The organism is Ochrobactrum sp. XJ1 (assembly GCF_024701725.1).
Taxonomy (GTDB): Bacteria; Pseudomonadota; Alphaproteobacteria; order Rhizobiales; family Rhizobiaceae; genus Brucella; species Brucella anthropi.
In genome coordinates this window covers 19,060-33,423 of sequence record NZ_VDGD01000007.1, presented here as the reverse complement: position 1 = coordinate 33,423, position 14,364 = coordinate 19,060, and the positions used below count along the sequence as shown (strand labels likewise).

Below are 14,364 nucleotides of genomic sequence, written 5' to 3'. Positions count from 1 at the left end.
GTCTACTCCGTGTTTCCGGTGGCGGCGCGCACCAGCACTTCCGCGTCGAGGCTGGCGCGCTCAAAGATGCCTTCCATCAGTCCTTCGCGCATGACCATCACACGGTCCGACATGCCGATGATTTCCGGCAGTTCCGACGAGATCATGATGATGCTGAGCCCTTCCGCCGCCAGTTCGCTGATAAAGGCGTGAACCGCCGCCTTGGAACCGATATCGATGCCTTTGGTCGGCTCATCGAGAATGATGACCTTCGGATTGGTCGCGAGCCACTTGCCGATGACGACCTTCTGCTGGTTGCCTCCGGAAAGGGTTCCGACAGGGACCGAAAGCGCTGCTGCGCGCAGGTCGAAACGCTCGGCATATTTTCGCGCCAGCGCCAGCTCTTCCGCCATGCGCAGAAAACCATTGCGCGAGGTGCGGGCAAGCGACGGCAGCGATACATTCTGGAAGATCGGCAGTTGCAGCACGGCCCCGTGACGTCCGCGTTCTTCCGGCACATAGACGATGCCATGCGGCACCGCATCGCCGGGGCGGCGGATACTGATCTCGCGATCTTCAAGCGTCACGCGGCCACGCGATGGCTTGGTGATGCCGAACAGCGATTGTGCGAATTCCGAGCGCCCGGCGCCGACAAGGCCGTAAACGCCGAAGATCTCGCCCTTGCGCAGCTCAAAGGAAATGTCGCGAAATTCGGTTGGATGCGAATAGTTTTCGACCTTGAGCACCGGCTTGCCGATGGCGACATCCTGCTTGGGGAAAGCCTGTTCGACAGACCGCCCGACCATCATGCGCACAATATCGTTCTGCCGTGTATCGGCAAGCGCTCCGTGTCCAACTGCGTTCCCGTCGCGGAAAACCGCGTAATTGTCGGCGATTTCATATACTTCATCGAATTTGTGGCTGATGAACAGGATGGCTTTGCCCTGTGCCTTCAGCCGCGCCACAATACGAAACAGGTCGTCCACTTCCTTGCGCGACAGGGCGGCGGTCGGCTCGTCCATGATAACAATGCGCGAATCCACGGACAAGGCGCGGGCAATGGCAACCAGATGGCGCTGGGCGATGGAAAGTTCTTTCAGCTTGATACGGGCATCGACCGTCGTTTCGAGCGAGGACAGCAGTGCCTGCGAGCGGGCATAGACGGCCTTCCAGTTGACGAAGCCGAACTTCGTGCGCGGCGCATGGCCGAGATAGATGTTCTCGCCCACCGACAATTCATCGAAAAGCACAGTTTCCTGATGAATGGCCGTTACGCCGTGATCGGTCGCATCCTGTGCGGTTGCGAAATGTACCGGCTTGCCGCCGATGAAGATTTCGCCTTCGTCGGGCTGATAGATGCCGGTCAGGATTTTCACAAGCGTGGATTTGCCAGCGCCATTCTCTCCGATCAGCGCCGTCACCTTGCCGGGATAAAGCGCGATGTTCACGTCATCGAGCGCACGCACGCCCGGAAACGTCTTGGCTATGCCGCGCATTTCCAGAATGGGCTGATCCGTGGTGGAAAGCGTCCGCTCTCCGCCGGATGGGCCGCTGGATTGAAAGGCTGCATTCATCGCAGATACCTGAAATCGGGTTTGGAAAACGATAGGCGGCATTGGGCTTGCATATCCAATGCCGCTTTTTTGTACGCGCATCCCGAAAACCGGTTTCCACTTTTCGGGATGCGCTTTCCGATCAGAAGACCTTGGAGAACTCGTCGATATTCGACGCGTCATAGACGAAAGGATCGCTCATTGCGGCTTCGCCGTTTTCGCCGATTTTGATCTTGCCCATGCGTCCGGCTTCAATTTCCGAGCCCGGCTTGCCATCGGCATCACCCTTTACGAGGTGATAGGCGATCTGCGTGGCCGAATAGCCAAGGTCGATCGGGTTCCAGATGGCGAATTCCTTGGTTGCGCCCGACTTGATGGCGCCGGCCATTTCGGACGGAAGGCCAAGCCCGGTCACATAGACATCGCCGATCTTGCCCGCATCCTTCACGGCCTGCGAGGCAGCGAGAACGCCAACGGTGGTGGGGGCCACGATGACCTTCACATTTGGATTTGAAGTCAGCAAGCCTTGTGCTTCACGGTAGCTCTTGTCGGCCAGGTCGTCACCATAAACGGTGGTCACCAGATTGAGGCCGGGGAAGTCCTTGAGTTGCTTCTTCATCTCGCCAATCCAGATGTTCTGGTTGGTCGAGGTGGTGGTGGCAGACAGGATCGCGAAATCGCCCTTGCCGTCCGGCAGGTGATCGGCTGCAAGCTTGAGGCACATCTTGCCGATCAGTTCGTTGGAAGACGGGTTGAGGTGGACGATACGGCCTTCAGGCGCGACGCCCGAATCCCACGAGATCACCTTGATGCCGCGCTGTGCAGCTTTCTTCAGGGCAGGGACGACAGCATCCGGATCGTTGGCCGAAATGGCGATGGCGTCCACACCCTGCGCGATCAGGGAATTGATGACCTCGATCTGGCCCTCTGCCGTCGTGGTGGTCGGGCCAGTATAGATGACCTCGACGCCGCCTAGCTCTTTGGCCGCTTCCTGCGCGCCCTTGTTGGCAGCTTCGAAGAAGCCGTTACCGAGCGACTTCGCGACAAGTCCGATCTTCATGTCGGCGGCCTGCGCATGAGTGGCCATGAAGGCAACAGCCAGCGCAGTTCCTAGTGCCAGTTTCTTGAAAAGTTTCATGTCTCATTCCTCCCAGTATAAAGACATATGTTTCGCTTTTTCCGGCTCAGGCCACCTCGGCGGAATCCTCCCGTGGGTCGCCCTTGCCGGCATTTGCGGAGACCTGCGCCACGATGAGCCGGATGCCCGCATTTTCCACCATACGCCGCGCGTCGTCCGAAATGCCGTCATCGGTGATCAATGTGCTGACCCGGTCGAGAGGGCAAAGGATGAGGCTGGAGCGGCGTGTGAATTTCGTTGAATCAACCATCAGGACAAGTTCGTCCGCCTGGCCCATCAGTTTCTGCTCGCTCTGGATGATCAGCGCATCGGATTCCATGACGCCGAGCGGACTGATCCCCTGACAGCCCATGAACATGCGCCGTCCGTAGAAATTACGAATAACGTCATTGTCGAAAGGCGACAGGATAAGGCTCTGGTCGCGATAGATCGCACCGCCGGGCACGATCACCGTGCTTTTCGACTGGCGCAGAAGATGTTCGGCGATGGCAAACGAATTGGTCAGCACCTGCAGGCGGCGCGGAGCAAGATAATGCACCATCTGGAAAGTCGTGGATCCGCCATTGATGATGATGCTGTCGCCTTCCTCGCAAAGCGCCACGGCTTCGCGAGCGATTGCACGTTTGCGGTCCGTGTTTTCGGTCTCCGAAACCTTGAAAGGACGGCCTGCGAGATTTCCGAACTGCGGCGGATGAATAGCCTCTGCGCCACCACGCACGCGCTTGATACGGCCCTGCATATGGAGCGAAGCAATATCCCGGCGAAGGGTCGCTTCCGACGCCTCCGTCAATTCCACCAGATCCTGAATGGTAATCACCGGCTTTTCCTGAACAGCACTCAGGATGATGCGGTGGCGCTCTCTTTCGTGCATAGCTCCTCCTTGTCTTTGTATCGGGCATAAATGTCGCGCATGTCAATCACAAACAATCACAATGGGGCACAATAGTTACATTAATGATTGATTATGATCGTTTATGATTGACAGCAATTCGTTTGATACGTCATATCTGCCGCAACATGATCGCTGGCACATTGGACATGCATGCGGACGGACATGCAGACGTACAGGCGGCTTGCGATTCACCATAACAGAATTGGGAGGATGACATGGTGGCCCAGAGCAGGCTTCTCGAAAACCGGTGGGATGATGCCAGAGCAGCAACGATGGATGAGCCGGGCAAGCTGCTTTATCGCTCCAATCTGCTCGGTTCCGACAAGCGCATCACCAATTACGGCGGCGGCAACACGTCTGCGAAAGTCGAGGAAATTGATCCACTGACCGGCGAAAAGGTTCAGGTTCTCTGGGTCAAGGGTTCGGGCGGCGATGTCGGAACCATCAAACTTGATGGTTTCGCCACGTTATATCAGGATAAGCTCGATGCGCTGAAGGGCATCTATAAGGGCGTCGAGGACGAGGACCGCATGGTCGGTTTCCTGCCGCACTGCACCTTCAACCTCAATCCGCGCGCCGCTTCCATCGATACGCCATTGCACGGATTTGTCGCCTTCAAGCATGTGGATCACATGCATCCCGATGCGATCATAGCAATCGCTGCATCCAAGAATTCTCGTGAACTGACTGCCGAGATTTTCGGCGGCGAGATCGGCTGGCTGCCATGGCGTCGTCCCGGTTTCCAGCTTGGCCTCGACCTTGAAGCCTTCGTGAAGTCAAATCCCAACGCTAAGGGCGTTATCCTTGAAAGTCATGGACTTTTCACTTGGGCCGATGATGCTAAAGCCTGTTATGAAACCACGCTTGCCATCATCAACAAGGCCATTGAATGGCTGGATCAGAAGACGGCAGGCAAGCCCGCTTTCGGCGGTGCGGTCGCACAGAGCCTCCCAGTTTCCGAGCGCCGCGCCATTGCAGCACGGCTGATGCCGGAAATTCGCGGACTTATCGGTAAGGACGAGCGCAAGCTTGGTCACTTCGACGATCAGGATGCCGTGCTGGAATTTGTAAATTCAAACGATCTGCGCCCGCTGGCAGCGCTTGGCACGTCCTGCCCGGATCATTTCCTGCGCACCAAAATCCGCCCGCTTGTCGTCGATTTCGATCCGGCCAAGCCGGATGTGGACGTCATCGTTGCCGGGCTTGAGGATGCGCTTGAAGCCTATCGCGCCGATTACAAGCGCTATTACGAGACGTGCAAGCACGACAATTCGCCCAAAATGCGCGATCCCAATCCGGTGATTTTCCTGATCCCCGGCGTTGGCATGCTGTCCTTCGCGCGCGACAAGGCGACGACGCGCATTGCCGGAGAGTTCTATGTCAATGCGATCAATGTGATGCGCGGTGCATCCGGCGTATCTGAATATCAGGGCCTGCCTGAACAGGAAGCCTTCGATATCGAGTATTGGCTGCTTGAGGAAGCCAAGCTGCAGCGTATGCCGAAGCCGAAAAGCCTCGCGGGGCGCATTGCATTCATTACCGGCGGCGCTGGCGGCATCGGCTTTGCCACAGCGGAACGGCTGGCAGGCGAGGGTGCTTGCGTGGTTCTGGCGGATATTGATGCAGGATCGCTCAAAACCGCTCACGAAAATCTCGTAAAGCGCTTTGGTGCCGATCAGGTGCGCAGCGTCGAACTAAACGTCACCGACGAAAAGGGCGTAGCCAATGCCTTTGTTGAAGCCAGTGTCGAGCTGGGCGGCATCGACATTCTGGTGTCCAATGCCGGCATTGCATCATCCGCGCCGGTGGAAACCACCGAACTCTCCATGTGGAATCGCAATATCGACATTCTGGCGACCGGCTATTTCCTCGTTTCGCGGGAGGCATTCCGCCTGTTCCGCCGCCAGAAAATCGGCGGCAATGTGGTGTTTGTCGCCTCGAAGAACGGGCTTGCAGCCTCGCCCAATGCTTCGGCCTATTGCGCTGCAAAGGCTGCGGAAATCCATCTGGCGCGTTGTCTGGCACTGGAAGGCGCGGATGCAGGTATCCGCGTCAATGTGGTCAACCCGGATGCGGTTCTGCGCGGCTCCAAGATATGGGACGGTGAATGGCGCGAACAGCGCGCTGCATCCTCGAAGATTGATGTTTCCGAGCTTGAGGAACATTATCGCAAGCGCTCCATGCTGAAGCTGAATGTCTTCCCCGAAGACATTGCTGAAGCCATCTACTTTCTTGCAAGCGATACTTCGGCAAAATCGACCGGCAACATCATCAATGTCGACGCCGGAAACCAGCAGAGCTTTCCGCGCTGACCATATAATCTGGACATTCTGGGAGGAACCATGTCCGAGCAACGCATTGCGGCCGATTTCATCGCCGAGCATAATTCCGGTTTTGAGAAATCATTGAAGAGCGATTATCAGGCGCTCGGCGAACAGCTTTTGCGCCGTGGCATCGAGATCGACACGATTACAGACAAGGTAGCGGCCTATTACGTGGCCGTGCCATCCTGGGGCACAGGCACAGGCGGCACCCGCTTCGGGCGTTTTCCGGGCGGCGGCGAGCCGCGCGGCATTTTCGACAAGCTGGACGATTGCGCCGTCATCAACGAGCTTTGCCGTGCCACACCGAATGTTTCCCTGCATATTCCATGGGACAAGGCCGATCCGAAGAAGCTCAAAGCCCATGCCGAAGCGCTTGGTCTCGGCTTCGACGCCATGAACTCCAATACATTTGCCGACGGCGCAGACCAGAAGCTTTCCTACAAATTCGGGTCGCTTACCCATGTCGATCCGGCAGTGCGGGCGCAAGCCGTAGAGCACAATATCGAATGTATCGAAATCGGAAAAGCCATAGGTTCCAAAGCCTTGACCGTCTGGTTGAGCGATGGCTCCAACTTTCCGGGCCAGCAGAATTTCACTCGCGTCTTTGAGCGCTATCTGGCTTCCATGGGTGAAATCTATCACGCACTACCCGACGACTGGCGCCTGTTCTCTGAGCATAAAATGTATGAACCGGCCTTCTATTCGACGGTGGTGCAGGATTGGGGCACCAATTACCTCATCGCCTCGACGCTAGGGCCAAAGGCGCAATGTCTGGTCGATCTTGGCCACCATGCGCCCAACACCAATATCGAAATGATCGTTGCGCGGCTGATTCAGTTCGGGAAACTCGGCGGTTTCCATTTCAACGACAGCAAGTATGGCGATGACGATCTCGACGCCGGTTCTATCGATCCGTATCGATTATTCCTTGTTTTCAATGAGTTGGTGGATGCCGATTATCGCGGTGTGAAGGATTTTCATCCGGCCCATATGATCGACCAGTCGCACAATGTGACCGATCCGCTGGAAAGCCTGATCTCATCCGCCAATGAAATCCGCCGTGCCTATGCGCAGGCGCTTCTGGTGGATCGTGAGGCACTGGAAACCTATCAGCAGGAAAACGATGCGCTGATGGCATCCGATACCCTGAAACGCGCCTATAGAACCGATGTCGAACCGATCCTCGCGGAAGCACGTCGCCGCACCGGCGGGGCCATCGAACCGATTGCCGCCTACCGAGCCAGTGGCTACCGCGATAAAGTTGCGAAGGAGCGTCCGGAGAGTAAAAGCGACGGCGGGGCGTTTAACTAAAACTCCACTTGCCACAAAACCACCACACAATGAACGGTCCTTCGCCACAATTAAAAGGCGATTTCTGTCGCTTGTCCGTTCCGAAAACCGCGTTTGGCGACTGTCAGCGCGATTTTCTGAATGTCAGATTGTGGCGAAACGGACCCAGTTTTTCATGCTCGCCGCGCTTCAGGGCGAGTATGCCATGATAGAAGAGACGTGAAGGTCCGCCCCACACAACCACGTCACCGTGATGCAGGATATATTTCGCAATCGGGTCGGTTCGCTTCAACCCGCCGAACTGGAAAGTCGCAGGCAGACCGAGCGACACCGAAACAATCGGATTGTTGAAATCCTGTTCGTCCTTGTCCTGATGCAATGAAAGTTTCGCACCCGGTTCATAACGATTGATGAGACAGGCATCCGGCGCAAAATCAGGATAACCAGCTTCACGGGCAGCAGTTTGGGCAAGCGCGCGGAAGGCATCCGGCATCGTCGGCCAGAGAAGGCCGGTTTCCGGATCGTCGGTACTGTAGCGATAGCCGGTCCGGTCCGTGACCCAGCCGAATTCTCCACAATTCGTCATCGCAACCGACATGCGATATCCGCCCGGCGTGGTCATATGACGAAAGGGGGCCACGGCAGAAACATCGGCCACGGCTTTCAGAACAGCATCCTCACTTGGAAGCGCAAAGCCACGCAGAAGCACAGCGCCCGGCGCCAGGATTTCATGCGGTTCAATCTGGTCGAAAAGGTCTCTCATGAGACCTTTCTAGCATGAGATCAGGAGACAGCCTCCCGAAACCTGCTTTCAAACTCAAGCCAGTCCTGTGGCTTTCTCGAAAGAGCGCATGAAAAGATCATTTTCTTCCGGCGCACCGACACTGACGCGGATGAAAGTCGTGTAGCCCTGCTGCTTCCAAGGCTTCACGATGACGCCGTCTTCCAGCAGTTTTTCGGCAAACGCAACAGAATCCGATTTCACGTCGATGAACAGAAAATTCCCCTTGGAGGGCGCAAAACGGATTTGTCGCTCGCTCAGGAAACCGGCCATCCGGTCCCGCTCGCTAAGCGCAAGCGCGATACCCTTTGCGAGATGGTCTTTATCCCGGCGCGCAACCAGCCCCGCAGCCTGTGCAATGCCATTGGCGTTGAAAGGCGTGCGGGCGCGGTCCAGAAACCCGCGCAAGTCCGGGTCGCTGACAAGCCCGAACCCGAGCCGCGCACCGGCCAACCCATAAGCCTTGGAGAAGGTACGCAGCGCCACCCAGTGAAGGCCGCTGTCGCGCAGAAGTGTGGCGGCAGACGGATAATCGTCACCGGCTGCATATTCGGCATAAGCTTCGTCCACGACCAGCAGCGTCTCCGGCGAGACCGCATTGACAACGCGCTGCAAAGCCTCCGGTGTCAGCCAACTCCCGACCGGATTGAGCGGATTTGCGAACATCACGAGACGTGGAGCGGTCGCAACTGCCGCCACCAGCGCATCAACGTCGACTTCAAGCGACGGCGTCACTTCAACCCGTTCGACACTTGCCCCCATGGTCGTCGCATAATCCTCGTGCAGCGGAAAGGACGGGTAAAGTGTGACCACCCGGTCGCGCGGCCGCAAAACGGTGCGGCAGATTACGCCGATCAGGTCTTCCGATCCGTTGCCGAGAATGATGCGGTCCTGCGGCCAATCGAACTCGATCGCAACTTCCTGCGCCAGTTCGCGTCCAGACGGGTCGGGGTAGAGCCGCAGCAGATCATGGGCACCGGAAAAGAGCGCCTGCACCTTGGGTGACGGTCCAAGCGGGTTCTCGTTAGAGCCGAGTTTTGCGATTGCCGGAGGATGATAGCGCGCCTCCACCTCGGCAATGGTGAGACCGGCATTATAGGGGCTGAGACCACGGATTTCGGGTCGAATCAGACCGCCAAACCGGGCATTTTCCTGCGCCATTCACGTTCTCCTCTGGTGCAGCGCGTCACTTGTCGCGCGCCTTTGGGAGAGAAGTTCTAAGACTAAAATCCAATTTTGTATATATATGTATAGACAAGCTATGAAAAAGATGTTCCTATGCTGGGGAGACCACAAAAAATTGCTAAACATTCGACCCGGAACAGTTAGAAGTTCGGGCAACAATATTGTTTTGCCAAAGGTCCGCAGGGGAACATGATGCAGGTTTTATCGCTTTTCGACCTAAGCGGGCGTAAAGCGCTGGTTACCGGTGCAAGCCGGGGACTGGGACAGGCCATTGCCGAAGCGCTAGCCTCGGCTGGTGCTGATGTCGCCATTACAGCGCGCAAGTCCGACGACCTCTCCGAAACGGCATCCCGTATCGCCGCCCATGGCCGCGCCTCGGCCACCCTCTCGCTCGATGTGCGCGATGTTGCCGCCTGTGGTGCTGCCGTCGCGCAAGCGGCAGAAGCTCTTGGCGGCCTCGATATTCTCGTCAACAATGCGGGCTATGAAGAAATCCGCCCCTCGCTCGATGTGGACGAGGCGCTCTGGGACCGCATCGTGGCGACCAATCTCAAAGGCGCGTTCTTCTGTGCGCAGGCTGCTGCCCGCCAGATGACGGAGAGCGGAAAGGGGGGAGCGATCATCAATCTGTGCTCGCTGACCTCCTATGTCGGTGTACCAACCGCCGCTCCCTACGGTTCTTCCAAATCCGGCCTGATGGGCATGACCCATGCTCTGGCGACAGAATGGGCGCCTTCCGGCATCCGCGTCAACGGCATTGCGCCGGGCTATTTCCGCACTGCCATGACCGATGTGTTTTACGAGAATGACGACTGGCAGAAGGCGATGCTGGGCAAGATTCCGCAGGGCCGTTTCGGCGCAATGGAAGATGTTGCGGGCGCCGTGGTGTTTCTGGCAAGCGCCGCATCGTCCTATGTCACGGGGCAGGTGATCCCGATCGACGGAGGCTACCTTGCATCCATTTGATACTCTCCAGTGGAATATCAGCGGATTGTGAAACAGGATTGAAATAACTTCATAAAGTACCTTCCGGTGCTTTGACTGAAATGGGAAACAACGATGAATACAACCGAAACCGGAACTGGCCGTAAAGTCTCCAACGGACCGGCTGCCGTATCGGTCAACAATGTCAGCATGATCTATAACGGCTTCCATGCCGTGCGTGCGGCATCTTTCGATCTCGCCAAGGGCCGTTTTCTGACCATTCTCGGGCCGTCCGGCTCCGGCAAGACGACACTTCTCCGCCTCATCGCCGGTTTCCAAAAACCGAGCATCGGTGAAATATTCATCAACGATGAAGCTGTCAGCGCCGTACCGCCGCACAAGCGCTCCATCGGCATGGTTTTCCAGAAGCTTGCGCTTTTCCCGCATATGACGGCCGCTGAAAATGTCGCCTTTCCGCTGAAAATGCGCCGCTTCGATGCGCGTTCGATCCCCGAGCGCGTAGAGCGTTATCTCGACCTCGTGCGTCTGAACGGCCTCGGCGGACGGCGCGTGCACGAGCTTTCCGGTGGCCAGCAGCAGCGTGTCGCCATCGCGCGCGCCCTCGTTTTCGAACCGGACCTGCTTCTGCTCGACGAACCTCTGGCAGCGCTTGACCGCAAGCTGCGCGAGGAAATGCAGCTCGAATTTCGCCGTATCCAGCGCGAACTTGGCGTTACGACCATCAATGTCACCCATGACCAGCGCGAAGCGCTCGTCGTATCTGACGAAATCATCGTCATGGATGGCGGCGAAATTCAGCAGATGGCGCAGCCATCCGAGACCTATCGCAATCCGTCCAACGCCTTTGTGGCGAACTTCATCGGCGTCACCAATTTCATTTCCGGCAAGGCGTCTTCGCTCGACGGCAATTTCGTGCGGGTCGATGCCGGAATAGCTCTGGTAGGCATGGCAGGCGAGGGGCGCGAACCGATTGGCTCCGGCGCAAATGTCTCGTGTGCAATCCGCGCCGAACAGATCCGTATCGGCGGCAGCGCCGCGGCACATGCAGAACTCGATACCGTGCTTGAAGGCATCGTTACCGACGCGATTTTTGAAGGCGAACGCATCGTCTATGAATTGCAGGTTCCTGCCTTGGGAGATGTGTTGATGCGCGTCTTCGACCACGATCCCATCGGCCATAGCCAGTTTGCGGAAGGTGAAACCGTGCATCTTGGCTGGAACGCCCGCGATCTCATCGTCTTTGCCGCATGAATTGAAACGTTACGGGGAAACTCCAGAGGAGAAACAAAATGAGCAATCTGAAGAAACCTTTTCTGATACTCGACCGCCGCCGCTTCCTGCAGAGCGCAGGCGCTTTTGCCGCTGCAGCCGGCACGACATCGCTCGGCCTGTCGCGCGCATTTGCTGAAGAGCCAGCTAAGCCGAAGGAACTGATCGTGCGCGCCTGGGGTGGTAGCTGGGTGGAGGCGCTTAAAGCGGGCGTGTCCGATCCATTTACCGCCAAGACCGGCATTTCCATCCGTCACGACCTGACGGAAGACAACGAAATCCAGCCGAAGCTCTGGGCTGCGGTCGCGCAGAAGCGTGTTCCACCGATCCACGTCAACTGGGATACGACCACCAATGCGACCAAATCGGCATTGCGCGGCGTGACGGAAGACCTGTCGGACCTGTCGAACCTCAAGAACACCACCGATCTTGCCAAGCCGGTTGGTCTCGACGGCTATCCGATCGTCAACACATATGGCTATGTCTATGTGCTGGCCTATCGTCCGGAAGCCTTCCCGGATGGCCCGCCGAAGTCGTGGCACGCTCTGCTCGATCCGAAGTTCAAGGGACGCATTGCGCTCTATAATGATGGCATCGGCTTCCACTTCCCTGCGCAGGTTGCCGGTGGTGGCAAGCTGGAAGACATTCCGGGCAACATGCAGCCCGCATGGGATTTCATCACCAAGGTGAAGCAGCAACAGCCGCTTCTCGGCGAAGACCCGGATTTCACCACCTGGTTCCAGAAGGGCGAAATCGATCTGGCCTGCACCATTTCCACCAATGCGCGCGAAGCCCAGAAGAACGGCGTCAAGATCGACTGGACCGTTCCGGAAGAGGGCGCGAAGTTCGACACCGACGGCCTTTGGATTCCAAAGGGCCTGCCGGAAAACGAGCTTTACTGGGCCAAGGAATATATCAATTTCGCCCTTACCAAGGATGCGCAGCAGGTCTGGCTCGACGGCCTTGGTCTGCCGGGTGTCGTGCCGGGCCTGACCCCGCCCGCCGATCTGGTGAACGATCCGGCCTATCCGACCAAGGACGAGGATTTCAAACACCTCATCCGTATTTCGGCAAAGGTGCAGGTGGAAAACGAGAGCGAGTGGTTCTCGAAGTTCAAGGCCATCATGCAGGGCTGATCCAGCTCCATGAAAGCAAGACGGGTCGCCCGAAAGGGCGATCCTGATGCCCGACATCTTCGGGCAAACATTTCGGACAAACATTCAGGAATTGAAACATGCGAGCGGCACGCACTGCCTATCCCATGACATGGCGCATCATGGACGCGCTGGAAGCAATCGCAGCCTTTTTGTGGCCCGCGCGGTTCAATCGCGCCGTGCCTTATCTGATGCTGCTTCCGGCGATTGCTCTGGTCGGACTGCTGGTGCTGGGCTTGATCCAGATCGCGGATACCAGCCTGCGCACGCTCGACACCTCGACATTCCTGATGTCGGACTATTACACGCTCGCCAATTACAAGCGCGCACTGACGGAAAGCCTCTTTGCAACCGTGGCATGGCGCAGCCTGTTCGGCTCGCTCGTCGTGACCGCATTCACGCTTCTTCTGGCATTTCCCTATGCCTATCTCATGGTGCGCACGCCATCGGCTGCATTGCGCAAATTCCTGCTGATCGCGCTGTTCCTGCCCTTCTTCATCGGTCAGGTCGTGCGCGCCTATGGCTGGCTCATCATTCTCGGCAATCAGGGCATGGTCAATGAAGCGCTTGGCTTTGTCGGTATCGCGCCAATGCGGCTGCTCTATAATTATCCGGCAGTTCTGTTCGGCCTCATTCAATATATGTTGCCATTCGCCGTGCTGATGCTGGCGCCAGCCCTGACGGCCATACCGGAGGAAATGGAAGCGGCGGCGAGTTCGCTCGGTGCGAACTGGCTGCGGACCTTCGCCCACGTCGTCCTGCCTATGGCCCGTCCGGGCCTGATCGGCGCGGGACTGGTGGTAATGACGCTGTCGCTCACTGATTTTGCCGTACCGGCTATTCTGGGCGGCGGGTCGCAGGATTTCATCGCCAATGCGATCTATGACCAGTTCTTCCGCACATCCGATCAGGGACTGGGCGCAACGCTTGCGCTGCTTCTGGTCGGCGTCGGTTCCATCCTTGTCGGGATCGTGTTCACGCTGTTCGGGGCTGGCACACTGGCCATGGGGAGGGCGCGCAAATGACCTCGCCACTGTCGAAATCCATCGTCATATGGACATTCGTGATCGCCGTTCTGGTGCTGCTTTCCGCACCGACCATCGTGGTGCTTGGCGCATCCTTCACATCCGGCAACATGATTACCTTCCCGCCGGAAGGGTTCTCATTGAAATGGTATCAGAAGATCGCCGGAACGAGCGACCTCTGGGATGCATTTCTGCGCTCGCTCTACGTCTCCTTCATCTGCACCATTGTCGCCATTCCGGTCGGAACGCTCGCTGGCATAGCGCTGGCGAAATATGCCGTGCGGTTTGAAAAGACAATCCAGATTTATCTGCTGTTGCCCTTCACCATTCCGCTGATCGGTTCCGGAATCGGTCTTATGCTGGTTTTCGGTCAGGCAGGAATTCTGGGCCAGCTCTGGCCGGTCGGGATTGCAGCCTGCGTCATCAATCTCCCATTCATGATCTGGGCCGTAACGGCAAGTGCGGCCAATCTCGATGCCGATCTGGAACTCGCCGCCGCCAATTGCGGAGCAGGGCCGATCTCGACCTTCTTCTTCGTCACCTTACCGGTCGTCGTGCCGGGCGTCATCAGCGGCTCGCTCTTGATGTTCATTCTGGCGCTGAACGAATTTCTGGTAAGCCTGCTTCTGGTCGATGCACGCATCGTGACGCTGCCGGTGCAGATCTACAATTCGATCCGGTCCATCATCACACCGGACCTTGCGGCCATCTCCGTCGTCTTCATCGCCTGTGCCGCTGCTGCTATCTTCCTGCTCGACCGGCTGGTCGGGCTCGACATCTTCCTCAAATCGAAATGACGGGTTGCGCCACCACCGCAGCCAACAAGGAG

12 protein-coding genes are annotated in these 14,364 nt (G+C 57.5%); 7 read left to right on the top strand and 5 right to left on the bottom strand.

All coding sequences use genetic code 11. The annotated features are described in order from the left end of the window. Nucleotides 1–2: 2 nt before the first annotated feature. The 3 genes from FG152_RS13760 to FG152_RS13750 form a co-directional block, all read right to left on the bottom strand. The gene (locus FG152_RS13760; protein WP_010658767.1) at nucleotides 3–1,553 is read right to left on the bottom strand and encodes a sugar ABC transporter ATP-binding protein; all 1,551 of its coding nucleotides are present in this window, start codon (nucleotides 1,551–1,553) and stop codon (nucleotides 3–5) included. 121 nt (nucleotides 1,554–1,674) lie between these two features. After that, complete coding sequence (rhaS, locus tag FG152_RS13755) at nucleotides 1,675–2,670, bottom strand: rhamnose ABC transporter substrate-binding protein (protein ID WP_010658768.1); 996 nt, start codon at nucleotides 2,668–2,670, stop codon at nucleotides 1,675–1,677. 46 nt (nucleotides 2,671–2,716) lie between these two features. Then, nucleotides 2,717–3,541: a DeoR/GlpR family DNA-binding transcription regulator gene (locus FG152_RS13750; protein ID WP_010658769.1), complete on the bottom strand. Its 825-nt coding sequence runs from the start codon at nucleotides 3,539–3,541 to the stop codon at nucleotides 2,717–2,719. 236 nt (nucleotides 3,542–3,777) lie between these two features. Here FG152_RS13750 and FG152_RS13745 point away from each other — a divergent pair, with 236 nt between their 5' ends. Both FG152_RS13745 and rhaI read left to right on the top strand, forming a co-directional pair. Beyond that, nucleotides 3,778–5,874: a bifunctional rhamnulose-1-phosphate aldolase/short-chain dehydrogenase gene (locus FG152_RS13745; RefSeq protein WP_010658770.1), complete on the top strand. Its 2,097-nt coding sequence runs from the start codon at nucleotides 3,778–3,780 to the stop codon at nucleotides 5,872–5,874. A gap of 30 nt (nucleotides 5,875–5,904) precedes the next feature. Then, the gene (gene rhaI / locus FG152_RS13740) at nucleotides 5,905–7,197 is read left to right on the top strand and encodes an L-rhamnose catabolism isomerase (RefSeq protein ID WP_498986885.1); all 1,293 of its coding nucleotides are present in this window, start codon (nucleotides 5,905–5,907) and stop codon (nucleotides 7,195–7,197) included. 103 nt (nucleotides 7,198–7,300) lie between these two features. On the opposite strand, the gene alkB is transcribed toward rhaI, so the two are convergent. Together alkB and FG152_RS13730 are read right to left on the bottom strand one after the other, a co-directional pair. Further along, on the bottom strand, nucleotides 7,301–7,939 hold the full coding sequence (gene alkB, locus FG152_RS13735; protein WP_010658772.1) for a DNA oxidative demethylase AlkB: 639 nt from the start codon (nucleotides 7,937–7,939) through the stop codon (nucleotides 7,301–7,303). 54 nt (nucleotides 7,940–7,993) lie between these two features. Next, complete coding sequence (locus FG152_RS13730) at nucleotides 7,994–9,118, bottom strand: histidinol-phosphate transaminase (protein WP_010658773.1); 1,125 nt, start codon at nucleotides 9,116–9,118, stop codon at nucleotides 7,994–7,996. Nucleotides 9,119–9,334: 216 nt separating this feature from the next. Here FG152_RS13730 and FG152_RS13725 point away from each other — a divergent pair, with 216 nt between their 5' ends. The 5 genes from FG152_RS13725 (at nucleotide 9,335) to FG152_RS13705 (ending at nucleotide 14,332) form a co-directional block, all read left to right on the top strand. Then, entirely contained in the window at nucleotides 9,335–10,108 is a 774-nt protein-coding gene (locus tag FG152_RS13725; protein ID WP_010658774.1) for an SDR family NAD(P)-dependent oxidoreductase, read from the top strand. Nucleotides 10,109–10,201: 93 nt separating this feature from the next. Beyond that, nucleotides 10,202–11,338: an ABC transporter ATP-binding protein gene (locus FG152_RS13720; RefSeq protein ID WP_010658775.1), complete on the top strand. Its 1,137-nt coding sequence runs from the start codon at nucleotides 10,202–10,204 to the stop codon at nucleotides 11,336–11,338. Nucleotides 11,339–11,376: 38 nt separating this feature from the next. Next, nucleotides 11,377–12,492: an ABC transporter substrate-binding protein gene (locus tag FG152_RS13715; RefSeq protein WP_010658776.1), complete on the top strand. Its 1,116-nt coding sequence runs from the start codon at nucleotides 11,377–11,379 to the stop codon at nucleotides 12,490–12,492. A 98-nt stretch (nucleotides 12,493–12,590) separates the two neighbouring features. Then, nucleotides 12,591–13,535, top strand: coding sequence for an ABC transporter permease (locus tag FG152_RS13710; RefSeq protein WP_010658777.1), 945 nt, complete (start codon nucleotides 12,591–12,593; stop codon nucleotides 13,533–13,535). Further along, entirely contained in the window at nucleotides 13,532–14,332 is an 801-nt protein-coding gene (locus FG152_RS13705) for an ABC transporter permease (protein ID WP_010658778.1), read from the top strand. The genes FG152_RS13710 and FG152_RS13705 overlap by 4 nt, the downstream gene beginning before the upstream one ends. Nucleotides 14,333–14,364 lie beyond the last annotated feature (32 nt).